The sequence below is a fragment of the Halobacterium sp. NMX12-1 genome (genome assembly GCF_040435975.1).
Taxonomy (GTDB): domain Archaea; phylum Halobacteriota; class Halobacteria; order Halobacteriales; family Halobacteriaceae; genus Halobacterium; species Halobacterium hubeiense.
Genome location: NZ_CP159204.1, coordinates 268743 through 291116, shown reverse-complemented (window position 1 = coordinate 291116; position 22374 = coordinate 268743). Strand labels below are relative to the sequence as shown.

The 22374-nt window shown below is 68.1% G+C and carries 24 protein-coding genes and 1 tRNA gene; 16 read left to right on the top strand and 9 right to left on the bottom strand.

The genetic code is table 11. The features are described 5' to 3' along the window. Positions 1–85: 85 nt before the first annotated feature. The 3 genes from ABSL23_RS03000 (at position 86) to ABSL23_RS02990 (ending at position 2620) form a co-directional block, all read left to right on the top strand. Positions 86–799, top strand: a complete 714-nt coding sequence (locus tag ABSL23_RS03000; protein ID WP_353634655.1) for a phosphoribosyltransferase family protein — start codon at positions 86–88, stop codon at positions 797–799. 132 nt (positions 800–931) lie between these two features. Further along, the gene (locus ABSL23_RS02995) at positions 932–2320 is read left to right on the top strand and encodes an NCS2 family permease (RefSeq protein ID WP_353634654.1); all 1389 of its coding nucleotides are present in this window, start codon (positions 932–934) and stop codon (positions 2318–2320) included. A 54-nt stretch (positions 2321–2374) separates the two neighbouring features. Continuing rightward, complete coding sequence (locus ABSL23_RS02990) at positions 2375–2620, top strand: glutathione S-transferase N-terminal domain-containing protein (RefSeq protein WP_353634653.1); 246 nt, start codon at positions 2375–2377, stop codon at positions 2618–2620. Positions 2621–2692: 72 nt separating this feature from the next. On the opposite strand, the gene ABSL23_RS02985 is transcribed toward ABSL23_RS02990, so the two are convergent. Beyond that, a complete protein-coding gene (locus ABSL23_RS02985; protein ID WP_353634652.1) occupies positions 2693–2944 on the bottom strand; it encodes a hypothetical protein in 252 nt (83 codons plus the stop codon). A gap of 148 nt (positions 2945–3092) precedes the next feature. Between ABSL23_RS02985 and ABSL23_RS02980 the strand changes: the two genes are divergently transcribed. Then, positions 3093–3728, top strand: coding sequence for an IS6 family transposase (locus ABSL23_RS02980; protein WP_353633913.1), 636 nt, complete (start codon positions 3093–3095; stop codon positions 3726–3728). Positions 3729–3954: 226 nt separating this feature from the next. On the opposite strand, the gene ABSL23_RS02975 is transcribed toward ABSL23_RS02980, so the two are convergent. Beyond that, positions 3955–4917, bottom strand: coding sequence for a transcriptional regulator (locus ABSL23_RS02975; protein ID WP_353634651.1), 963 nt, complete (start codon positions 4915–4917; stop codon positions 3955–3957). Between the two features lie 141 nt (positions 4918–5058). Between ABSL23_RS02975 and ABSL23_RS02970 the strand changes: the two genes are divergently transcribed. Together ABSL23_RS02970 and ABSL23_RS02965 are read left to right on the top strand one after the other, a co-directional pair. After that, positions 5059–6321: a tRNA(Ile)(2)-agmatinylcytidine synthase gene (locus tag ABSL23_RS02970; RefSeq protein WP_353634650.1), complete on the top strand. Its 1263-nt coding sequence runs from the start codon at positions 5059–5061 to the stop codon at positions 6319–6321. Between the two features lie 91 nt (positions 6322–6412). Further along, positions 6413–6628, top strand: a complete 216-nt coding sequence (locus tag ABSL23_RS02965) for a hypothetical protein (protein ID WP_059057743.1) — start codon at positions 6413–6415, stop codon at positions 6626–6628. On the opposite strand, the gene ABSL23_RS02960 is transcribed toward ABSL23_RS02965, so the two are convergent. Both ABSL23_RS02960 and ABSL23_RS02955 read right to left on the bottom strand, forming a co-directional pair. Continuing rightward, positions 6629–7702 (bottom strand): pyridoxal-phosphate dependent enzyme, encoded by a 1074-nt coding sequence (locus ABSL23_RS02960; RefSeq protein WP_353634649.1) that lies wholly within the window; start codon positions 7700–7702, stop codon positions 6629–6631. Positions 7703–7959: 257 nt separating this feature from the next. After that, the gene (locus tag ABSL23_RS02955; protein WP_353634648.1) at positions 7960–8916 is read right to left on the bottom strand and encodes a succinylglutamate desuccinylase/aspartoacylase family protein; all 957 of its coding nucleotides are present in this window, start codon (positions 8914–8916) and stop codon (positions 7960–7962) included. An 85-nt stretch (positions 8917–9001) separates the two neighbouring features. Between ABSL23_RS02955 and ABSL23_RS02950 the strand changes: the two genes are divergently transcribed. Together ABSL23_RS02950 and ABSL23_RS02945 are read left to right on the top strand one after the other, a co-directional pair. Beyond that, on the top strand, positions 9002–9289 hold the full coding sequence (locus ABSL23_RS02950; protein ID WP_353634647.1) for a hypothetical protein: 288 nt from the start codon (positions 9002–9004) through the stop codon (positions 9287–9289). 50 nt (positions 9290–9339) lie between these two features. Further along, positions 9340–9936 carry a hypothetical protein gene (locus tag ABSL23_RS02945; protein WP_059057739.1) on the top strand — a complete coding sequence of 199 codons (597 nt, stop codon included), beginning with the start codon at positions 9340–9342 and terminating at the stop codon, positions 9934–9936. Position 9937: 1 nt separating this feature from the next. On the opposite strand, the gene ABSL23_RS02940 is transcribed toward ABSL23_RS02945, so the two are convergent. Beyond that, a complete protein-coding gene (locus ABSL23_RS02940; protein WP_353634646.1) occupies positions 9938–11131 on the bottom strand; it encodes a TrkA C-terminal domain-containing protein in 1194 nt (397 codons plus the stop codon). Between the two features lie 188 nt (positions 11132–11319). Here ABSL23_RS02940 and citZ point away from each other — a divergent pair, with 188 nt between their 5' ends. Beyond that, positions 11320–12456, top strand: coding sequence for a citrate synthase (citZ, locus tag ABSL23_RS02935; protein ID WP_353634645.1), 1137 nt, complete (start codon positions 11320–11322; stop codon positions 12454–12456). A 238-nt stretch (positions 12457–12694) separates the two neighbouring features. After that, positions 12695–13924, top strand: a complete 1230-nt coding sequence (gene ilvA / locus ABSL23_RS02930; protein ID WP_353634644.1) for a threonine ammonia-lyase — start codon at positions 12695–12697, stop codon at positions 13922–13924. Here the strand turns inward: ilvA and ABSL23_RS02925 are convergent, their stop codons facing one another. Beyond that, positions 13925–14767 carry a hypothetical protein gene (locus ABSL23_RS02925; RefSeq protein WP_353634643.1) on the bottom strand — a complete coding sequence of 281 codons (843 nt, stop codon included), beginning with the start codon at positions 14765–14767 and terminating at the stop codon, positions 13925–13927. It abuts the gene before it with no gap. A gap of 114 nt (positions 14768–14881) precedes the next feature. On the opposite strand from ABSL23_RS02925, the gene ABSL23_RS02920 reads away from it, so the two are divergent. From ABSL23_RS02920 to thsB, 5 genes are all read left to right on the top strand, one after another. Further along, positions 14882–15265 carry a Rid family detoxifying hydrolase gene (locus tag ABSL23_RS02920; protein WP_059057734.1) on the top strand — a complete coding sequence of 128 codons (384 nt, stop codon included), beginning with the start codon at positions 14882–14884 and terminating at the stop codon, positions 15263–15265. Then, entirely contained in the window at positions 15266–15454 is a 189-nt protein-coding gene (locus ABSL23_RS02915; RefSeq protein WP_059057733.1) for a hypothetical protein, read from the top strand. 46 nt (positions 15455–15500) lie between these two features. Next, positions 15501–15582 (top strand) — tRNA-Ser (locus ABSL23_RS02910). Positions 15583–15991: 409 nt separating this feature from the next. Continuing rightward, complete coding sequence (locus ABSL23_RS02905) at positions 15992–16210, top strand: TRAM domain-containing protein (protein ID WP_059057732.1); 219 nt, start codon at positions 15992–15994, stop codon at positions 16208–16210. A 169-nt stretch (positions 16211–16379) separates the two neighbouring features. Next, positions 16380–18047: a thermosome subunit beta gene (gene thsB, locus ABSL23_RS02900; RefSeq protein ID WP_353634642.1), complete on the top strand. Its 1668-nt coding sequence runs from the start codon at positions 16380–16382 to the stop codon at positions 18045–18047. Between the two features lie 309 nt (positions 18048–18356). Here thsB and lrp read toward each other — a convergent pair whose 3' ends face one another. Further along, a complete protein-coding gene (gene lrp / locus ABSL23_RS02895) occupies positions 18357–18818 on the bottom strand; it encodes an HTH-type transcriptional regulator Lrp (RefSeq protein ID WP_059057731.1) in 462 nt (153 codons plus the stop codon). A gap of 124 nt (positions 18819–18942) precedes the next feature. Here lrp and glnA point away from each other — a divergent pair, with 124 nt between their 5' ends. Further along, positions 18943–20319: a type I glutamate--ammonia ligase gene (glnA, locus tag ABSL23_RS02890; protein ID WP_059057730.1), complete on the top strand. Its 1377-nt coding sequence runs from the start codon at positions 18943–18945 to the stop codon at positions 20317–20319. 48 nt (positions 20320–20367) lie between these two features. On the opposite strand, the gene ABSL23_RS02885 is transcribed toward glnA, so the two are convergent. Further along, on the bottom strand, positions 20368–21192 hold the full coding sequence (locus ABSL23_RS02885) for a phosphatase PAP2 family protein (RefSeq protein ID WP_353634641.1): 825 nt from the start codon (positions 21190–21192) through the stop codon (positions 20368–20370). Continuing rightward, entirely contained in the window at positions 21189–22358 is a 1170-nt protein-coding gene (locus ABSL23_RS02880) for a YihY/virulence factor BrkB family protein (RefSeq protein WP_238323960.1), read from the bottom strand. Before ABSL23_RS02880 ends, ABSL23_RS02885 begins: the two co-directional genes overlap by 4 nt. Positions 22359–22374: the final 16 nt, after the last annotated feature.

Genomic DNA, 22374 nt, shown 5'->3' with positions numbered 1-22374 from the left:
CGCCGCCCGGAGTGGGCGCGTTTGTGATTTCTTCGCACGCCGACAGTTCCGGGATATTCAAGTTTGTGGAAACGTGTGCATCTGTATGAATCGAGCAGAGAAGGCCGCCCTCCAGTTGCGAGCGGTCGACGTGCTGCGCACGCTCAAGGAGACCCGGACGTACGACGAACTCTCCGCGGAGACCGGCCTCCCCGCCGGCGACCTCAACCGCTACGTGAACGGCCACGTCCTCCCGAGCGCCGAGCGCGCCCGCGAAGTCGTCGAGGACGCCGGCGCCGACCTCCTGCGCGAAGAACTGGAAGCCCGCGTCCGCCTCGACGACGAGGGCTACGTGGACAACTCCGGCGTCGTCTTCGACCAGTCGTTCCTCGACCTCGTGGCGCCGGTCGCCGCCGAGACGTTCGACTTCGAGCGGCCGGACGTCGTCCTCACCGCAGCCACCGACGGCATCACGCTCGCGGCGTCGCTGGCCTCCTACTACGGCGCGCGCTGCGCGTACGCCAAGAAGTCCAAGGAGACCGCCGTCGAGGAGTTCATCGAGGCCCGCAAGCGCTTCGCCTCCGGCATCGAACTGACCTACTACCTGCCCGCGTCGGCCATCGACGCCGGCGAGACCGTCCTCGTCGTCGACGACCTCATCCGGTCGGGCGAGACCCAGGAGATTCTGCTGGACATCGCCGACGCCGCGGACGGCGACGTCACCGGCGTGTTCACGCTCATCGCGGTCGGCGACGACGGCGTCGAGCGCGCCCGCGAGCTCACCGATGCCCCTGTCGGCGCGCTCGCGAACCTCGAATAACGGTCGCGACGCCCGATTCTGGGCACGCGCGTGGATATTCTGGACGGTTCTTCATCTATAGCGGGCACGGACTACCAACGTGCATAACAACGCTTAAGCGGGAGGTGTAGTTATGCCCGAACGTGCATTATAATGGGGCTCGCTGACTACTTCGCACTCGACGACCACGACACCGACGTCCGGACCGAGACGCTCGCGGGCGTGACGACGTTCTTCGCGATGTCGTACATCGTCCTCGTCAACCCCGCGACGCTCGGGCAGGCAATCTCCATCCCCGGGTACACCGGCGACCAGGTCCAGCAGATGCTGGCGGTCGTCACCATCCTCTCGGCGTTCGTCGCGACCACGGTGATGGCGCTGTACGCCAACCGCCCGTTCGCGCAAGCGCCCGGCCTCGGGCTCAACGCCTTCTTCGCGTACACCGTCGTCATCGGGCTCGGCATCCCGTGGCAGGTCGCGCTCGCCGCGGTGTTCGTCGAGGGCATCATCTTCATCCTGCTGACCGCCGCCGGCGCCCGCAAGGCCATCATCCGCGCGTTCCCCGAACCCGTCAAGCTCGCGGTCGGCGCGGGCATCGGCGGCTTCCTCGCGCTCATCGGCCTCCAGGAGATGGGCGTCGTCGCCGCCGACCAGGCGACGATGGTCACGCTCGGCCAAATCGCCACCGACCCCGCCGCGACGCTGGCCGTCGCCGGGCTGTTCTTCACGCTCGCGCTGTACGCCCGCGGCGTCCCCGGCTCCATCGTCGTCGGCATCCTCGGCACGACGGTCGCCGCCTACGTCATCGAGTGGGCGGGCGTCGTCGCGCCGGGCACGCTCACGACGTCCATCACGGGCGCCCAGTACGACATCACGCCGCTCGCGGGCGCGTTCGTGGACGGCCTCGTCGGCGCGCCCGCGGAGGGCATCGACGTGTTCGCGTTCGCGCTCATCGTGTTCACGTTCTTCTTCGTGGACTTCTTCGACACCGCCGGCACGCTCGTCGGCGTCGGGCAGGTCGCGGGCTTCCTCGACGAGGACGGCAACTTCCCGGACATCGACAAGCCGCTGATGGCCGACGCGATCGGCACCACGGTCGGGAGCATGCTCGGCACCTCGACGGTCACGACGTACATCGAGTCCGCGACCGGCGTCGAGGAGGGCGGCCGCACCGGCCTCACCGCGCTCGTCGTCGCGCTGCTGTTCCTCGCGAGCCTCGTGGTCGTCCCGCTGGCGGCCATCGTCCCGCTGTACGCCAGCCACATCGCGCTGGTCGTCGTCGGCGTCATCATGCTCGCGAACGTCACCGACGTCGCGTGGGACGACATGACGTACGCGATTCCCGCCGGTCTCACCGTCTTCGTGATGCCGTTCACGTACAACATCGGCTACGGCATCGCCGCCGGCATCGTCTCCTACCCCGTCGTGAAGGTCGCCGTCGGCGAGTACGACGAGGTCTCCGCCGGCCAGTGGCTGCTCGCGCTCGCGTTCGTCGTCTACTTCTACGTCCGCACCAGCGGCGCGCTCGCCGCCGCGGTCTGAGCGCCGTCCGCCGCATCCCCGGCTTCTTTGCGTCGTCGCCGCGTACGCCTGTGCATGGCACTCGAACTCTACAAGCTCCCGGGCTGCCCGTACTGCGCGAAAGTCGAGACGAAGCTCGACGAACTCGGACTCGACTACGTCGAACACGAGGTCCCGAGCTCGCACAGCGAGCGCGGCGAAGTCGAGGACGTCAGCGGGCAGACCGGCGTCCCTGTGCTCGTGGACACCGACCACGGCATCGAGGGGATGCCCGAGAGCGACGACATCGTGGAGTACCTCGAAGAGACGTACGGCGCGTAACGATCGCTAGTCGTCTTCTGTCGTTCGGGAAAATCGCTGCGACTATCAGCTAAATCCGTAAGTACAGGACTCCTACTGCGCACGGGAGTACAGAATTGCGCTCCCATATTGGAGAACTGTCGTTACGAGGAGCGCGACGGCTCTTGTGAGTTCCCCCGATCCAAGTGAGAACGCCAGTTCATAGACGCCGATGAAGATGCCGGCGGTTAAGAGTCCGGCTCCGACCGTCCAGAGCACTGCGTATGCCGCCGAGTCGGTTCGCGGCCAGTACTCATCGTACACGAAGACGAGAGTGAGGAAACTTATCGCAAGGAGGAACCGCACCTCAAAGGCCTCACCAAGCGGTATCAGGAAGAAGGCGGCAAGTGCGAATGCGACAGCAGTTAGTGAGACTAACAGATTTTCCGTCAGGCCTTCCCGGCGGTGTTCACATAAGGATGAAGAGTGAGGCGGAACGATTTTTGAGTGGTCTATGCTCGAAATCGCCCGCCTCGACGGTGGTAGCGACTGCTTCGAGTTAGATTTTCTGGAGCGAGAGGCGACACCCGAGCCGGCGATGAAGCTCGGTATCCGACTCCACCTGGCCGGACTATCACTTTCGGATACCGTTTCAATTCTCGATAGGTTGGGTGTCGAACGCTGTCGAACCACCGTTCACAACTGGGTGCAGAAGGCCGACCTACAGCCCCTCAATGGTGCGAACCCGGATCACGTCGCGGTCGACGAGACCGTGATCCAACTCAACGACGAACGATTCTGGCTGTACGCCGCAGTCAATCCCGACACCAACCGCTTGCTGCACGTCACGCTCGCTCCGACGAGAAATCAAGCGATCACCGAGATGTTTCTTGCGGAACTCCGCGAGAAACATCTCGTCGATGACGCAGTCTTTCTCGTCGATTCTGCACCGTGGCTCCAAGCAGCACTCCATCGACACGGCCTCGATTACCGATACGAAAAACACGGTAATCGGAACAGCATCGAACGTGTTTTCCGAGAACTAAAACGCCGAACCAACCAGTTCTCAAACTGTTTCAGTCACGCCGAAGCAGATACTGTCGAAAATTGGCTGCAAGCGTTCGCCTTCGCATGGAATCAGCTAATCTGAACACTACCGGCCTTCCCAAAGTCGTTGTGTGCCGGTGGAAGACGCAGATTCGTTCATTAGCCGTTAATACAGTTTGAAAGTATAAACCTGTGTGGGGGGTTAGCTGACTGATTGAATTGGTAGATACGCAGATCTACTTACCGCCTGTTTCACGATCTCTAGGCGAAGAAACTATCCCGGAAATCACTCAAAACTGATTCCTTCCCGAACCTGAACGGAAACCGAGTCAGGCTTCCGACTGCGCGCCGCGGTCGGCGAGCAGGTCGCGGAACTCGTCGGAGTCCTCGACGTCCTCCAGTTCCTCGCGCTCGACGATGGCGGTGTCGTCCACGGAGTCCCGGGAGGCCTCGTCGACGACGTAGACGGCGCGGGTGTGCGTAATCGAGCCGAGCGAACTCATGATGCGGGCGCGCTTGACGGCGGCCTCGGTGAACGACGAGTGACCCGTCAGCACGCGGTCCGCGCCGGAGGCGTCCTCGCTGACGGCCTTGAACGGCGCGCGGTCCGTCGGGTGGACCTCGAAGCCGACGCGCGCGAGCACGGAGAGCACGGGCACGTCCTCGGGGTCGGCTTCGGGGTCGTCAGGGGTGGGTTCGGCGTCCCGGACTTCCTCCGCGCCGTCCATCACCGACACCGGCGAGGTGAGGTCGCCGCCGAACAGCTCCTCCAGCTCCATCGCGACCTCGATGCTGGCGTTCATGCCGTCCTCGTACTTCGAGACGGTGCGCCGGGAGACGCCGAGCTGGTTGGCGAGCTGGCCGAGGCTCAAGTCCTCGTTCTGCCGGCGGTCCGCGAGCACGTCGCCGTCGATGTTCACGTAGAGGCCGCCCGGCGCCGCGTAGATGAGCGGCGGGATGCCCTCCACGAAGAAATCCATCGCGGTGTCGGGGCTGAGCACGGGGACGCCGTGGCGGAAGTAGACGACGCCCGGCTTGAGTTCCTCGTCGCGGGTGCGCAGGCCGATGACCATCGGGGTGGCGTCGAGGTAGGTGCCGAGCCGCCGCATCTCCGCGCCGGTCGGCGCGTCGAAGGCGTCGATGTTGCCCAGAATCTTCACGAGGATGACGTCGTTCTCGCGGCGGGCGGCCACGTCGAAGCTCTTGGGCCGCGTCGCACACCGGTCGCTCACCGTGAACCCCGCGTCCGCGAGCATGGCGGTGACGTTCTCGATGAGTACCGACCGTGACATACACGAGGGTAAGCCGTCGGCCACATATATGCGTTGTGCCGATACGGCGGCGCTTCCCCGCGGTTTCGGTCATTCGTCGGTCACTATCCCCGCTCGGGGACCGGAAGCGCGAAACGTGCGCGGGTCCTACGGGCGCGCCGAATGACGGTCGTCGCCCTCGACGACACGGACTCCCGCGAGCGCGGGATGTGCACGACGTACGCCGCTCACCTGGTCGCCGAGCGGCTGCGCGAGCGCGGCGCGAGCGTCGAGCGCGTGCTGCTCGTGCGCCTGAACCCCGCCGTCGAGTACAAGACCCGCGGGAACGCCGCGCTCGCCGTCCACGCCGACGTCGACCCCGGAGTGGGGTTGGCCGTCGCGGAGGAGGTCGTCGGCGAGGTCGCGGAGACTGACGACCCCCGAACGAATCCGGGTGTGGTAGTCGCCCCGGAAGCCGACGCGCCCGAGCCAATCACGGAGTTCGCCGAGCGCGCGATGCGCGAACACCTCGACCCCGGCGAGGCGAAGTCGCTGGCGGCCGCACACGGCTACGAGACCGCGCAGTGGGAGAACGGCCGCGGCGTCGTCGGCGCGCTCGCCGCCGTCGGCGCGTGGACGGCCTTCGAGGACTGGACGCACGAGCGCATCGACTACCGCGAGCCGGACCGCTGGGGGACCGAGCGCGACGTCGACGCCGAGAGCGTGTTCGCCGCCGCGAACGCCGCCTACCCTGACGCGTGGGACACCGTGGACCGCGAGGAGGGCGAGCTGGTCTGCGTGCCGCACACGCCCGGCCCCATTCTCTACGGCATCCGCGGCGACGACGCCGAGACCGTCGCCGACCTCGCGGATTCCATCGAGAGCGAGCCGGTCCACGCCAGCGAGCTGTTCGTGACGAATCAGGGGACCGATGCCCACCTCCGCGCGGCCGACCTCGCTGACCTCGAAGACGGCCGCGCGTACCGCACGGACGCGACCGTCGTCGGGGAGCCCGAGACGCGGCGCGGCGGCCACGTCTTCGTCCCGGTGGAGGACGACGGTGCGCGCGTGGAGTGCGCGGCGTTCGAGCCGACAAAGCGGTTCCGCGACCGCGTGCGCGCGCTCCGGCCCAGCGACCGCGTCACGGTCTGTGGGGAAGTCAGCGACGGGACGCTCAAGTTAGAGAAGTTCGCCGTCAGGAGCCTGAACGAGACGGAGTCGGTGACGCCGCAGTGCCCGGACTGCGGGACGTCGATGGAGAGCGCGGGCGCCGGGCAGGGCTACCGCTGCCGGGACTGCGGGACGGCCGCGCCCGGGAAAGTCGAGCGCGCCGTCGACCGCAACCTCGACGTCGGCTGGTACGAGGTGCCGCCGTGCGCGCGCCGCCACGTCGCCAAGCCCCTGATTCGGGGCGACTGGGACGCCCCGACTCACCCCGAGCGGTAGCCCGGGTTGAGGAATAAGTCTCTTTCGCCGCTTGTTACTCACTCGCAGGCAGCCACAACGCTTTATCCCGCTACGCGCCCTACGTGCAACTATGCGCCCGGACCGCCGTACCCCCGACGAGGCTGGCGTCGCTCGCGAGACGACCGACAGCGAGACCGCTGCGGGCCGACTCGCCGCGCACGTCGAAGTGCAGGACGGCGAGCGGGCGTGTACCCTCTTCCCCGCGAACGCCGACGGCGACGAACTCGTCACCTCGTGGGTGACCGCGGAGGGCGACGCGTTCGTCTCCGTCGCGGACTGCCGGTAGTCACTTCTTCAGGCCGCTGCCCGTCAGCGCGACGACAACGTCGTCGTCGCGTTCGAGGACGCCGCGCTCCCGGTACGCTTCGAGGCCGGCGACCCCCACCGCGCTCGTCGGCTCCACGTAGAACCCGCGCTCGTGGAGCGCGTCCAGCGCTCTTTCGGTCGCCTCGGCGTCGCACGCGATGGCGTCGCCGTCAGTCGCCTCGATGGCGTCCAGAATCTGGTCCTCGCGCGCGGGAGATCGAATCTGGATGCCGTCCGCGACGTCGTTCGTGCCGGCTTCCTCGGCGCCGTGGAGTTCCTCGACGAGCGGCGCGACGCCGGTCGCCTGCACGCCGAGCAGCCGCGGCACCGACTCCGTCCAGCCCGCCGCTTCGAGCGCGCGGAAGCCGCGGTACGCCCCGAGGAACAGCGTGCCGTGGCCGAGCGGGAGCACCACCGCGTCCGGCGCCGTCCAGTCGCGTTGCGCCGCGAGTTCGAGCGCGAACGTCTTCGTGCCCGCGTAGAACGCCGGGTTCCACGCGTGGCTCGCGTACCACGCGTCCCCACCGACCGCTTCGTCTACGCAGGCGTCGGTCACGTCCTGCCGGCTTCCCTCGATTCGCACCGCGTTTGCGCCCGCGGCCTCGATGGCGTCGAGTTTCGACTGCTTCGCGTCCGCCGGGACGTAGATGTCGGCGTCGATGCCGGCGCGCGCGGCGTACTGCGCGATGGCCGCCCCGGCGTTCCCCGAGGAGTCCTCTACGATTCGTTCGACGCCCAACTCGGCCGCCCGCGACAGCGTCAGCGCCGCGCCGCGGTCCTTGTAGCTCCCCGACGGGAACACGTAGTCGAGCTTGAACTGCGCGTCCCAGTTCTCGGAGTCGGTCAGCGGCGTCCACCCCTCCCCGAGGGTGACTTCCGCCCCGATTGGGAGGAACTCGTCGAACGCCCACAGCCCCTCGCGAGGGTCGACGTCCGGCTCGTCGCTATCCGGGAGCGGCTGCTCGCCGAAGTCCAGCGCGTGCCCGCACTCGCAGCGCCACGGCTCTGACGAGCCGGATTCGTAGGTTCGACCGCAGGAACGGCATTCGAGCATACTCCCGAGAACGAGGACGAGCCACCTGAGCGTGGCGATGGACGAGCATCCGCGAGCGCCCCGAGGCGCTACGCGCCTCGGTTTGCGCGAACGGGGAGCGTAGCGACCCGTGAGCCGCCGGCGCGAGCGGTTCACTCGCGGCGAAGCCGCGAGGCCGACGACCGAACGGAGCGAAGCGAAGTGAGGGAGGAGTGCTTTTTCCGCAAGTTTTTGCAAGCGAGCGGCCGCAGGCCGCGAGCGCAGGAAAAAGTGCGTGTTTAGTATTTGTCCACGTCCGTCCCCACGGAACAGACGTACTCGCCGGTGGCGACCTGCGGGAGCCGCCGGGAGCGCCAGAAGACGCCGTCGTTGTCGGCGGTGACGGTGGCTTTGAGGGTGCCGAAGACGTCGGTGACTTCGAAGAGGGTGTCGCCGGCGCGGACGTCGTCGCCGAGGGCCTGCTTGTACTCGACGATGCCGCCGACGGGGGAGCCGTAGCGGTCGAAGTCCTTCGCGCGGGTCTGACGCTCGGTCTCGACGTCGCCGTCGAGGAAGCCGTAGTAGCGGAGGACGTTGAAGACGCCGTCGACGCCGTACTGGATGGATTTCTCGTCGAAGCCGACGGCGCCGCCGAGCTCGGGGTCGACGGTGGGGATGCCTTCGGCGGGGCCGGCGCGCGCGAGCTGTCCCTCGGGGCCCTTCTGGTCGAGGACGTGGCCGCAGCCGAACACCTTCGCGAGTTCGAGGCAGTCGCCGTGGAGGCGGTGGTGGCGGCCGCAGCGCACGCGCACCTCGTTGAGCATCCGGGAGGTCGAGCCCTGGTGGAGGTCCAGAATGAGGTCGGCGTCCTCGGCGGCGGAGAAGGTGGCGTGGGCGATGCGCTCGGAGGAGGAGCCGTTCGCGCTGCCGGGGTACGCGCGATTGAGCTTCGTGTCGTCGATGGGGTTGCGGTGCTCCGCGACCTGGAACGCGTGGAAGTTCGTGACGCCGACGACGCGGACTTCGCCCGCGAGCTCGGCGGGGTCCAGTTGGGGGAGGACGCGGCGGAGCACGCCGACGCCGTTCAGTTCGTCGCCGTCGCTTGCGGCCTGCATGTAGAGGGTCTTCCCGTCGCGTTCGCCGTTCACGACCGCGACCGGGAGGCCGACTGCGGTGCCGTCCCGCATCTCGCCCACGGTGAGCCGACCGGTGTCGAACTCCCCGGGGTCCGCGGACGCCGTGCCGAGCGTAGTCATTACAGTAATCCCACGCACGCGTGGCCTTGAGCGGTTCGGTCCCGGAATCGGCGCAGTTTTCACGCGCCCCACCGAACCCCCGAATATGTCCGAGCGGTCCGAGCGGCCGGCCGACGCGGCGTCCGACCGCCCCGGCGTCGACAACTTCGTGCGCGCGCTCGGCGTCGTGACGCAGGCGAAACGCGGGTTCGCGGTCGGCCTGCTGGTCGCCGCCGCGACGTACTACTTCTTCGTCGTGGCGTCGGGCGGGTCGCCGTACTCGACGGCGTACCTGGTCGCGCTGGCGGCCGTGCTGGCGTTCACCGTCGGCCTGCTGGCGACGTTCGCGTTCACTGCCGGCGCTGCCTACCGGCTCTACCGCCGGCTGGAGTAGTTGGTTCGCCGAAGAAAGCCTATTGTACGCGGACCTGCTCGGTTCCGAGGATGGCAGAAGACGACTTCCCGACCCGCCTCGCCGCGTACACCGGCGACGACGCCGACGGCGGGGAGGGACTCCCGTCGGCGTCCGCCGTCGTCGCTGGCGTGCTCGCGCCGCTGCGCGGGGCGGACAAGTCGCCGGGCGGGAAGCGCTTCGACGTCGCAGAGACCAGCCACGCCGACAAGCGCTACGCGTTCGCGTGCCCGGTCGAGCTCGCGGGCACGGACTGCACGGCGCGGCTGGTCGTCCGGCGCGAGGACGGCTACGTGTACGCCCGGCACGGCGTTCACCCACCGGAGAGCGGCGGGCTCCTGTCTCGCGTGCGGGGCGGCAAGTCCGGGTACGACGCGCTCGGCGTCGACGCCGACTTGGTCGCTCGGCTCGCGAAGCGGAGGCGGAAGGTCGTCGCCAACGGCGTCGATTCGCGGGTCGCGACGCCGCGGATGACCGACGAGCCGGTCGGCTTCGAGTTGCGCTTCGAGACGGCAGACACTGCGGTCTTGTCGGTCACTGGCTACACGGACGGCCGCGACTACCTCTCGGTGCCGCTGCCGGACCTCGCGCTCCGCGCGGTCGCCGCCGAGCGCGCCGTCCTGGACTGATTCACGCGGACGCGAGGTCGCGGAGGCGGTCGGCGCTCGCGCGCGTCCCCTTCGCCAGCAGCACGTCGCCGGCCGCAATCCCGGTTTCGGGGCCGGGCTGGACGACCCACTCGTCGGTCTCGGCGTCCGGCCGCCGCACCGCGATGACGCGCATCCCGGTCTCGGTCGCGACCTCCTCCCCGCCGAGCGTCGCGCCGTCGAGCGCGCTGTCGGCTTCGACGGCCTCCCGGACGATGACCTCGTCGGACTCCTCGACGGCCTCTTGGACGACGACGTGGGTGTCCAGCCCGCGCAGCACCCCCTCGCTGATTTCCACCGCGGCGTCGCTGATGACCTCCGTCGCGGTGGCGATGTGGACGAGCCCGCGCAGCGACACCGGGTCCTCGACGCGGCTGGCCGCCCGCAGCGTCCACGCCTCGAAGCGGGACTTCAGCGCGTCTACTTCGGCTTCCAGTTCGACGACCTCCGCGGCGAGGTCCGTGGAGTCGAACAGCACCGCGCCGTACGCGAGGTCCACGGAGAGCTCGCTCATGTTCTTCATCGTCACCACGGAGTCGACGGCGCGTTCGAGGTCGTCGATGGCCGGCTCGGGGACCGCCGGGGGCTCGTAGGCGTCGCCGGTCGCGGTCTCGTAGACGCCGCCGATGCGCTCGTCGGGGCCGCGCAGCAACAGCACGTCGCCGCCGAGCAGTTCCGTGTCGCGGTCGGGGTTCAGCAGCCAGTCGCCGCCGCGCCGAATCGCGAGCACGCGCACGCCGGTCTCGGTTTCGAGGTTCACGTCCAGCAGCGTGCGGCCCGCGTAGTCGGAGTCGCCGGCCAGTTCGGCGCGCACCAGCGATTCGACTGCTTCGGGGAGCGCCGCGCGAATCGCCTCGGGCACGCGGATGTCGTCGAGGACGACCTTCGCGATGTCGCCGGCCGCGTCGCTTATCTTCTCGGCGGCGCCGACGACGCCCAGCACGGGCGCGAGCGTCTCCGCGTCCTCGGGGTTGCGCGCGGCCATCAGGAGGCTCATCCGCGCGCGCAACTGGAGGACGTCCATGCGCTCTTCGAGCTTGAGGACTTCCGCGGCCACGTCGTCGCTGCCGTGCAGCACCGCCGAGTAGGAGAGGTCGATGAGGAGCTCGGCGGTGTCTTTCATCTCCGCGAGGAGTGCTTTCACGCTCGCGGGCTCGTACTCGACGCGGCCGCTCATGGCCCCGGGTTCGCTCCCGGTCCCGAAAAACGTTCGCGTCGGCCGGGTCGAGTGCCGGCCGCGCCCGCCGATTTCGTGTTACACGTTCACACGAAACGCCCGATATGCGTTCCCACGCGCAATATTTTCGTAGACGACCGTGAAGGAAACCGACACCCATTAAGTAGAACGGTCAAGAACGCAGGCACATGGCCGACGAACTCAAGAAGGGTCTGGAAGGTGTGCTCGTCGCGGAGTCCGAGCTGAGCTACATCGACGGCGACGAGGGCAAACTCGTCTACCGCGGGTACACCATCGAGGACCTCGCGCGCGGCGCGAGCTACGAGGAAGTCCTCTACCTGCTCTGGCACGGCCGCCTCCCCAATCGGGAGGAACTCGACGCGTTCAGCGAGGCGATGACCGCCCACCGCGAACTCGACGACGACGTCCTCGACCTCGTCGCCGACCTTGCGGCCGCCGACGAGGACCCGATGGCGGCGCTGCGCACGGCGGTCTCGGAGCTGTCGGCGTTCGACCCGGACGCCGACGCCGACCCCACGGACCGCGAGGCGAACCTCCGGAAGGGCAAGCGCATCACCGCCAAGATTCCCACCATCGTCGCGGCGTTCACGCGCCTGCGCGACGGCGACGACCCGGTCGCGCCCCGCGACGACCTCGACCACGCGGCGAACTTCCTCTACATGCTGAACGACGAGGAGCCGGACGACGTGCTCGCGGACGTCTTCGACCAGGCGCTGGTCCTGCACGCCGACCACGGGCTGAACGCGTCGACGTTCTCCTCGATGGTCACGTCCAGCACGCTCGCGGACCTCCACTCCGCGGTCACGTCGGCCGTCGGCACGCTCGGCGGGAGCCTCCACGGCGGCGCGAACGCGAACGTCATGCGGATGCTCCAGGAAATTGACGAGTCCGGCAAGGAGCCCGTCGACTGGGTCGCCGACGCCCTCGACGAGGGGCGTCGCGTCGCCGGGTTCGGCCACCGCGTCTACAACGTCAAGGACCCGCGCGCGAAGATTCTCGGCGAGCGCAGCGAGGAGCTCGGCGAGGCCGCCGGCGACACGAAGTGGTACGAGATGAGCGTCGCCATCGAGGAGTACGTCAGCGAGGAGAAGGGACTGGCGCCGAACGTCGACTTCTACTCCGCCTCGACGTACTACCAGATGGGTATCCCCGTGGACATCTACACGCCCATCTTCGCGATGAGCCGCGTCGGCGGCTGGATCGCCCACGTCCTCGAACAGTACGACGACAACCGCCTCATCCGTCCGCGCGCCCGCTACGTCGGCGAGGAGGAACAGGAGTTCGTGCCGGTCGACGAGCGGTAATCGCGGACCGGCTCCGAATCACCTGTTTTCTCGGTCGGTGGTCGCCGCGCTGGGGAGACTGGCGTAAGAATTTCGTCGCTTCCGTCAGACGCCCCGCAGTCCCGCACTTTCACTTTCACCGTGCTTTGGTCGCTTTTATGACCATCGCGCTCCTCGTCGTAATCGTCACACGCTCCGTCCCCCGTATTCTTGGCGCACACCACCAACCGTTAACAGCGACTGCGTCGTAGCCGCGAGCATGATCGCACTCGACGACGTGCTCGACGCCCGCGAGCGCGTCGCTGACGTCGCTCGACACACCCCGCTGGACTACTCCAACACGTTCTCCCGGATGACCGGCGCGGAGGTCCACCTGAAACTGGAGTGCTTCCAGCGGACGGGCTCGTTCAAGATTCGCGGCGCGACCAACCGCGTCCGCACGCTCTCCGAGGCCGAGAGTGACGCCGGCGTCGTCACCGCTTCTGCGGGCAACCACGCGCAGGGCGTCGCGCTCGCGGCCTCGCGGTCGGGCGTCGACGCGAAGGTCGTGATGCCCGAGACCGCCCCCATCTCGAAAATCAAGGCGACGAAGAGCTACGGCGCGGAGGTCGTCCTCCACGGCATCGACTACGACGCGGCCCAGACGCACGCCCACGAACTCGAAGATGAGGAGGGTCGCACCTACGTCCACGCCTTCGACGACGAGCACGTGATGGCCGGACAGGGGACGCTCGGCCTCGAAATCGTGGACGACCTCCCCGAACTCGACACCGTCGTCGTCCCCATCGGCGGCGGCGGGCTCATCTCCGGCGTGGCGACCGCCGTGAAGGCGCACGACCCCGACGTTCGCGTCGTCGGCGTGCAAGCCGAAGGCGCCTCAACTGTGGCCTCCTCGCTCCAGAAGGGCGAGCCGCAGGCCGTCGACTCCGTGGACACCATCGCGGACGGCATCGCCGTGCGGCGGGTCGGCGAGCAGACGTTCCCCGTCATCCGGGAGCGCGTCGACGAGGTCGTCACCGTCTCCGACGACGAGATCGCGACCGCGCTGATGCTGATGCTCGAACGCGGGAAGACGCTCGTCGAGGGCGCGGGCGCGACGCCGCTCGCGGCGCTCCTCGAAGGCAAGTTCGTCTACGAGGACGACGAGGTCATCGTGCCCGCGCTCTGCGGCGGGAACATCGACCTCAACCTCCTCACGACGGTCATCATGCGCGGGCTCGTCGACCAGGGCCGCTACGTGAAGGTTCGGACCGTCCTGAAGGACCGCCCGGGCGCGCTCAACGACCTCCTCGATATCGTCGCGGACGAGCGCGCGAACATCTACGCCATCCAGCACGACCGCACGAACCGCGACATCGCGATGAACGCCACCGAGGTCGAACTCGACCTCGAAACCCGCGGCCCCGAGCACGTGGACGCCCTCCTGAACCGCATCCGCGAGGAGGGCTTCGAGGTCACTGTCCTCAACGGCCCGCGCCCCCAGCACTGACTACGCGGGCACGACCGCGTACTCGACGGTGAGGAACTGCGCGCCGCACAGCCACATCTCGTGGGTCGCCAGCGCCACCGCATCGCCGTCTGTCGGGTCGTCGATTTCTGCGGGCGCGCTCACCGACCCGTCTGTCGGCCACACGCGGAACCGCTGGTCCGCCGGGAGCGCGAATCCGACGGGCGGCGTGACCCAGTAGAGCCCGGGGTCGCCGGGCGCTCGCGTCGTCAGTTCCACGCCCGTCGCGTCGCCCGCGCCGAGGTGGCCGATGCGAAGCACCGTCGAGAGGTTGCCGCCGGGCAGCGGCGCCGCGATGTTCACGAACCGCTCGCCGTCGCGCTCGTGGCTCGCGTACAGCGCCACGAACACCGCGTCGCCGGCCTCGTCCGTGCGAATCCACGCCCGCGCGCCGTCCCGCGGGTCGGCGTCGGGGGCGAGCGCGACGAACTCGCTCTCCAGTCGGTGCCACTCGTCGTCGCTCGGCCCCGGGAGGTTCAGCTGGCGGACGTAGCTCGTCACGGGCGCCGCGAGCGCTGCGCCCGTCCGGAACGGCCGATGCCAGCGCGCGCGAAACAGCATCTCGTACTCGGTCGTGCGCTCGTAGAACCGCCGCACGTCGCCCGCGACGCGCTCGGGGTCGAAGCCGGCGCGCGCGAACTCGGCCATGTCGTCCATCTCGCCGACTGGCGCGCGTTCGCCGCTGGCGAGCCCGCGCCGCGCCACGTAGTCCGCGCCGACCCGACTCCCGCCGGTCACCGGACTGAATGGTACGTCGCGCGCTCGCCACGCCGCACCACCGGCCAGCGACGCGGCGATGCCAGCGGCGACTGTTCGGCCACGCATACGCTCGCTTGCGGGCGAACGGACACGAATCTGGTGGCTCGCGTCCGCCCGTTCGGCGGCCGTCGCCGAGCGCTGACGCCGGTCTTTAATACGTGTGACCGCGACGCCTCGAACATGAAACGCATCATCGACACTCCCGACGCGCCCGCCGCGGTCGGCGCGTACAGCCAGGCGACGACCGACGGCGACCTCGTGTTCACCGCCGGCCAGATTCCCCTGACGCCGGAGGGCGACCTCCTCGACGACGAACCCATCGCCACCCAGACCCGACAGAGCCTCGAGAACGTCAAGGCCATCCTCGAAGCCGAGGGCCTCACGATGCAGGACGTGCTCAAGGTCTCGGTGTACCTCGACGACATCGACGACTTCGACGAGATGAACGACGCGTACGAGGAGTACTTCCAGGACAACCCGCCCGCCCGCTCCGCGCTGGAAGTGTCGGCGCTCCCGAAGGGCGCGGCCGTCGAAATCGAAGCCGTCGCCGCCCAGCGCGACTAGATGGATCGCTCCACGTTGGACACGCTGGCGTGGGGCGCCGTCGGCGCGCTCGCGTTCCTCGTGCTCGCACAGGGCTACCGGCTGTTCGCCGAGGACGGCGTCGGCTTCCTCCCCCTGCTCGGCGTCGCCGTCGTCGTCTTCGCGGCGTCCTCGCTGGTCGCGCACCTCGCGGCCACTCGCCTCCGCTGACGCGAAAAGAAGGGTTTAAACGACAGACCCGGATAGAGTACGACGGGCCGGGATGGCCGAATGGCAAAGCGCACGCCTGGAAAGCGTGTCCCCTTACGGGGTTCAGGGTTCAAATCCCTGTCCCGGCGCTTCTCTGGAGACTCACCGCTGAGCAGCGCGTCTCGTCGCGCTGCGGTCGTGAGTATCCTGTGAGCGGCGCAGGGATTTGAACTCTGGAAGTCGCAGCCCGCGTGGTTCGAAAGACGGCTTTGCCGTCTTTCGTCATCACGAGAGAGCTCCGCTCTCTCGAACGACAGCGAAGCGAGCAGGACCGTCTTCCTCCAGTTCAAATCCCTATCCCGGCGTCTTCGTACCTTTTTCCTCCTCGGGTGCGCTCGCTTCGCTCGCGCACCGCTCGTCGCAAAAATCTACGCTAAAAACTCCCCGCGAGCCTCCGGCTCGCGGTGAAACGCGCGGCGAAGCCGCGCGTATGCTCATTTAGGACCCACTATCAGCGCGGCCCCAGCGTTCTTCTCGTCGGCTGGCGAAGGACACGGTATGAGTTCGGACACGCCCGTACCGGTCGAGGAGGACGAGGAGTACGTCGTGGACGTCGAGAGCATCGGCGAGGAGGGCGACGGCGTCGCGCACGTCGACGACTTCGTGGTGCTGGTGCCCGAAGGCGACATGGGCGACCGGGTGCGGGTGCGCATCGACCGCGTGACGCCCGACTACGCGATGGCGGAGCTACTCGACCACGAGTCCGACGTCGCGTAACTTAAAGGCCGGTTCGGCGCCCCCGTCTCGTGTGAACGACTACCACGGAGTTCGGCGCCTGTGGTGATTTTTCGCGGGAGTCAGGCCGTATCTCGCGTTCGTCGCCGAGCGCGACTCCGCACTCGACAGAAACTTTTATATAGAATCACAATCAATCTATCAGGTACCTATGGCACAACAGCAGCAGCGGATGCAGGGTCAGCCCATGATCATCATGGGAGACGACGCCCAGCGCGTGAAGGACAAGGACGCTCAGGAGCACAACATCTCCGCGGCGCGAGCCGTCGCGGACGCCGTCCGCTCCACGCTCGGGCCGAAAGGCATGGACAAGATGCTCATCTCCTCGATGGGCGACGTCACAATCACCAACGACGGCGTCACCATCCTCCAGGAGATGGACATCGACAACCCGACCGCGGAGATGATCGTCGAAGTCGCCGAGACCCAAGAGGACGAGGCCGGCGACGGCACGACGACCGCGGTCGCCATCGCGGGCGAACTCCTCAAGAACGCCGAGGACCTCCTCGAGCGCGACATCCACCCGACCGCCATCATCAAGGGCTACAACCTCGCCGCCGAGCAGGCCCGCGAGGAAGTCGACAACGTCGCCATCGACGTCGACCCCGAGGACGAGGACCTCATCCGCAGCGTCGCCGAGACCTCGATGACCGGCAAGGGCGCCGAGCTCGACAAGGAGCTGCTCTCCGGCATCATCTACCAGGCCATCAATCAGGTCGCCGTCGAAGCCGCTGACGGCAGCACGGTCGTCGACGCCGCCAACATCAACGTCGAGACCCAGACCGGTCGCTCGGTCGGTGACTCCGAGCTCCTCGTCGGCGCTGCCATCGACAAGGACCCGGTCCACGACGAGATGCCCTCGGACGTCGAGGACGCCAAGATTCTCCTGCTGAACGAGGCCATCGAGGTCGAGGAAGCCGAAGCCGACACCTCGGTCAACATCGAGAGCCCCGACCAGCTCCAGTCGTTCCTCGACCAGGAAGAGGAGCAGCTCAAGCAGAAGGTCCAGCAGATTGTCGACACCGGGGCCAACGTCGTCTTCTGTCAGAAGGGCATCGACGACATGGCCCAGCACTACCTCGCGAAGGAGGGCATCCTCGCCGTCCGTCGCACCAAGAAGTCCGACATCGAGTTCCTGACGAACGTCCTCAACACGTCGGTCGTCACGGACCTCGACTCCGCGTCCGAGGCCGACGTCGCCAGCGGCTCCGTCTCCCGCGACGCCGAGGACGAGCTGTTCTACGTCGAGGGCCACGACGAGAACGCCCACGGTGTCACCATCCTCCTGCGCGCGTCCACCGACCACGTCGTCGACGAGCTCGAACGCGGCGTCACCGACGCGCTCGACGTCTCCGCGCAGACGCTCTCCGACGGCCGCGTCCTCCCCGGCGGCGGCGCCATCGAGGTCGAGGTCGCCGACCGCCTCCGCGACTTCGCGGACTCGGTCTCCGGCCGCGAGCAGCTCGCCGTCGAGGCGTTCGCTGACTCGCTCGAACTCGTGCCCCGCGTGCTCGCCGAGAACGCGGGCCTCGACTCCATCGACACGCTCGTCGACCTGCGCTCCGCGCACGAGTCCGGCGAGGAGCGCACCGGCCTGAACGTGCTCTCCGGCAACCTCGAAGACACCTTCGAGGCCGGCGTCGTCGAGCCCGCGCACGCCAAAGAGCAGGCGGTCACGTCCGCTTCCGAGGCCGCGAACCTCGTGCTCAAAATCGACGACATCATCTCCGCCGGCGACCTCTCCACCGACAAGGGCGACGACGAAGGTGGCGCCGGCGGCATGGGCGGCATGGGCGGCGGCATGGGCGGCATGATGTAAACCCACTTTTTGCCCTGCGCTCGCGGCGCTTCGCGCCGCTCGCTCGGCAAAAAATTGGGGGAAAAGCGCCGTCGGACCACCGTCAGAGCTTCGCTCTGACGAGCTCTCGTTCGCTACACTCACGAGAACCCCTTCGGGGGTCCTCGGCGCCCGAGCGCTTCGCGCTCGGTGAATCGGCGGCCTGCGGCCGCCGAATGCTAGCCCCCTGCTGACCCCTCCCGTTTGCACCGCTCGCTCACCGACTCGCGATTTTCTTTCGGCGCTTCGTCGGTTAGCCCGAGCTCCGGGTCGCAGAAAGGAGTGGACGCGTTACTCGTCGTCGACGTCGAGTTCGAACTGCTCGTGTTCGGCGGCGGCGTTGAGCACGACGCTGGTGTTGGACTCCTTGATGTCGGCGTCCGAGAGCAGGTCCTTGATGAGCGCGTTCATGTCGTCGGTGTCGCTAAACTTCCCGACGGCGATGACGTCGTGGTCGCCGGTGACCTCGTAGACGGAGACCATCTGCTTGTGGTCGCGGAAGCGGTCGGTGATGTCGGGGAGCGCGCCGCCCTCGACCTTGAGCTGGATGATGGCGGTGACGTCGTAGCCGAGCTGGTCGTAGTCGACGATTGGGACGTAGCCCTCGATGACGCCCTCGTTCTCCAGGTCCTTGAGGTGGTTCGAGACGGTCGTGACTGATACGTCGAGCTCGTCGGCGAGGCTGCGGAGGCTGGCGCGCCCGTCGGCCAGCAGCTCGTTGACGAGGTGCGCGTCGAGGTTCTCGTACGTCATACGTTCCCTTACCCACCCCGGGGTATAGAAGTTTACGAGTGTTCAGTTATCGCCAGCTCTCCGAAAATTACGCTAACCGCTACTGCTTTAATGGTGGATGTACTCGTCCGGAGTGTCCACAGATATGACGAACGGGAATCCCAGTGAGGGCCTCGGCCCGAGCGAGCAGGCGGTACTCGAGAAGATTGACGAACAGAACATCGACTTCCTCCGCCTCCAGTTCACGGACATCCTCGGCACCGTGAAGAACGTCTCCATCCCCGCCAGTCAGGCGGAGAAGGCGTTCGAGGACGGCATCTACTTCGACGGCTCATCCATCGACGGCTTCGTGCGCATCCAGGAGTCGGACATGCGGCTCAAGCCCGACCCCGAGACGTTCGCCGTGCTCCCGTGGCGCACCCGCGAGGACGAGGAAGAGGGCGGCGCCGCGCGTCTCATCTGCGACGTCATCAACACCTCCACGGGCGAACCCTTCGAGGGCGACCCGCGCCACGTCCTCAAGCAGGCGCTCGACCGCGCCGAGGAGATGGGTTACACCGTCAACGCCGCGCCCGAGCCCGAGTTCTTCCTCTTCGAGGAGGACGAGGACGGCCGCGCGACGACGAAGACCAACGACGCCGGCGGCTACTTCGACCTCGCGCCGAAGGACCTCGCCAGCGACGTCCGCCGCGACATCATCTACGGCCTCGAGGACATGGGCTTCGAAATCGAGGCCTCCCACCACGAGGTCGCGCAGGGCCAACACGAGATCAACTTCGAGTACGACGACGCGCTCTCGACGGCTGACAACGTCGGCACGTTCCGGACGGTCGTGCGCGCCATCGCCGCCCAGCACGACCTCCACGCGACGTTCATGCCCAAGCCCATCCCGCGCATCAACGGCTCCGGGATGCACACGCACATCTCGCTGTTCACGGAGGACGGCGAGAACGCGTTCCATGACGGCGACGACGAGTTCGACCTCTCGGAGACGGCCAAGCAGTTCACCGCGGGCATCCTCGAGCACGCCCCGGCGCTGGCCGCGGTCACGAACCCGACCGTGAACTCCTACAAGCGCCTCGTCCCCGGCTACGAGGCGCCGGTGTACGTCGCGTGGTCGGACCGCAACCGCTCCGCGCTCATCCGCAAGCCCGCGGCGCGCGTGCCGTCCGCGAGCCGCATCGAGGCGCGCTTCCCCGACCCGTCGTGTAACCCGTACCTGGCGTTCGCGGCGCTCATCCACGCCGGCCTCGACGGCATCGAGAAGGGCCTCGACTGCGACGACCCGGTCCGCGAGAATATCTACGAGTTCGACGAGGCCAAGCGCGAGGAGTACGGCATCGACACGCTGCCGTCGAACCTCGGCGACGCCCTCGACGAGCTCGAAGACGACGACGTCGTCCTCGACGCGCTCGGTGACCACGTCTCGGAGAAGTTCCTCGAGGCGAAGAACGCCGAGTACGACGACTACCGCGTCGATGTCTCCGACTGGGAGCTCGACCGCTACCTCGAGAAGTTCTAGACGGCTCCACGCCGCTTTTCTTTCGCGTCGCGCGCCGGCCAGCGACGGCTACCGCCGCAGTACTGGGAGCGCGACGAACGCGACGCCGGCGAGGGAGTGTGTCGAGCCAATCGCGGCCAGTCCCGCGTCGAAGTGCAGCGTGAGCGCGGCCGCGCCGCCGAGCGCAGCGAGAACGGGGAGTGCGGTCTTTACTGAGACGTCGTTCAGGAGCGCGCCGCGCCGCGTCACCAGCCACCAGCCGGCGAGCGCGCCGACCGTCCCGCCGAGCGCGGCGACCGGGTCCTCCGTGGGGCCGACGAGGCCGACGGCCGCGACGGCAGTGAGGACGGCGACGGCGAACCCGTAGCCGACGCGGCGGCGCGTGAGCGCGACCAGTACCGCGACGAACGCCGTGCCGAGGAGCGCGCCCGCGACGACGTCCGCGAGGTAGTGGACGCCGAGCGCGAGCCGCGTGAACGCCACGAAGACAATCATCCCGGCGGCCGCGGCGTACCGGCGCGCGCGGTCGCTCACGTCGAGGAGCGCCGCGAGCCCGCCGTAGAACGCCGCCGCGCCGGTGGCGTGGCCGCTCGGGAAGCCGTTGCCGTGTTCGGCGATGCGCATCACCGACGCCGGGGGTCGCGGCTCCGCGAACAGCCCCTTCGTGAGGACGACGACCGCGAGCGCGCCGATGCTCACCGCGAGCAGGCGCGCGCCGTCGCGCCGCGACAGCCAGCCGTGCTGCGGGCCGAACAGGTAGACGGCGGGCCCGACGGTCACCACGAACCATGTGCTCCCGAGGAACGTCAACACCACGAACACGGGCACGAGCGCCTCGGGGACGCTTCCCGCCAGCGCCTCCGTGACGCCGGCGCTGCGGTCGAGCGCGCTCACCGTCGCCACGACCGCACGCGGTCGGCGATTCGGCCCGGCACCCCGACGGCGCTGACGCTCAGGCCGAACAGCACCATCAGCACGTACAGCCCGAGCGTGGACAGCCACACCACGACCATCGCCAGAATCGACCAGCCGCCGCCGAGGTAGTGGAACGCGCCGACGGTCATCAGCGTGCCGTACAGCAACACGAGGTACGGTCCCCAGCCGCGCGCCTTCCCGCGGCGGAGGCGCTGGCGGACGTACTGCTTGAGGTCGGCTTCCAGCTCGGACTTCTGGACGGTCTTGGCGTCCAGCTCCGCGCGCAGCGCCTCGACTTCCGCGCCGAGTTCGGCGACGTCCGGCGCCTCGTTCGGTGGTTCTGGTTCCGGCTCCTCGTCGTCGTCAGGTCGTCCCGACAGCACGGCGTTGAGTACCGCGCCGAGCGTGATAACGATGCCGCCGAAGTACAGCCACGTCACCAGCAGGAGCGCGCCGCCCAGAATCCCGTACAGCTCGCCGCCGCCGACGTACGCGGCGTACACGCGGAACCCCTGCGCGAGCAGCGTCCACCCGACCGCCGCGAACGCCGCGCCCGGCAGCGCCTCTCGGACGGACACTCCGGCGTCCGGGAAGACGTAGTACGACGGCAGGAACACGAGCGTCAGCGCGAGCGGGAGCGTCAGCGCGCTCGCGAGGTCGAGGTACGGCACGACGTCGAGGTACGGCACGACGACGGTCACCGCGACGGCAGCGCCGACCGCCAGCGGCAGCGTCAGCAGCACGACGACGCCGTCGACGACCTGTTCGAGCAGCGACTCGGGCTTCTGGACGCCGTAGACCTGCGAGAACGCGACGTCGAGGCCGCGGAACAGCTTGAGCGCGGACCACGTCAACAGCAGGAGACTGACCGCTGTCGCGCCCGTGCGCCCGCGACCGTCCGTCATCGCGTCCCGGAGTGCGGTCTCCCCGGACGTAGTGAGGAACGGGTCGAGCGCGCCGACGATGGCATCGACCAGTTCGACGCCGCCGAGCGCGGTGCCGACCGCGACCGACAACACCAGCAGCGGAATCAGGGAGACGAACGCGTAGTACGCGACCGCCGCCGAGAGGAACGTCACTTGCTCGTCTTTGGCCGTTCCGGCGACGCGTCGCGCGACCCCGACGGCGGACCCGATTCGTGTCACGTCACGGACTTCGGCG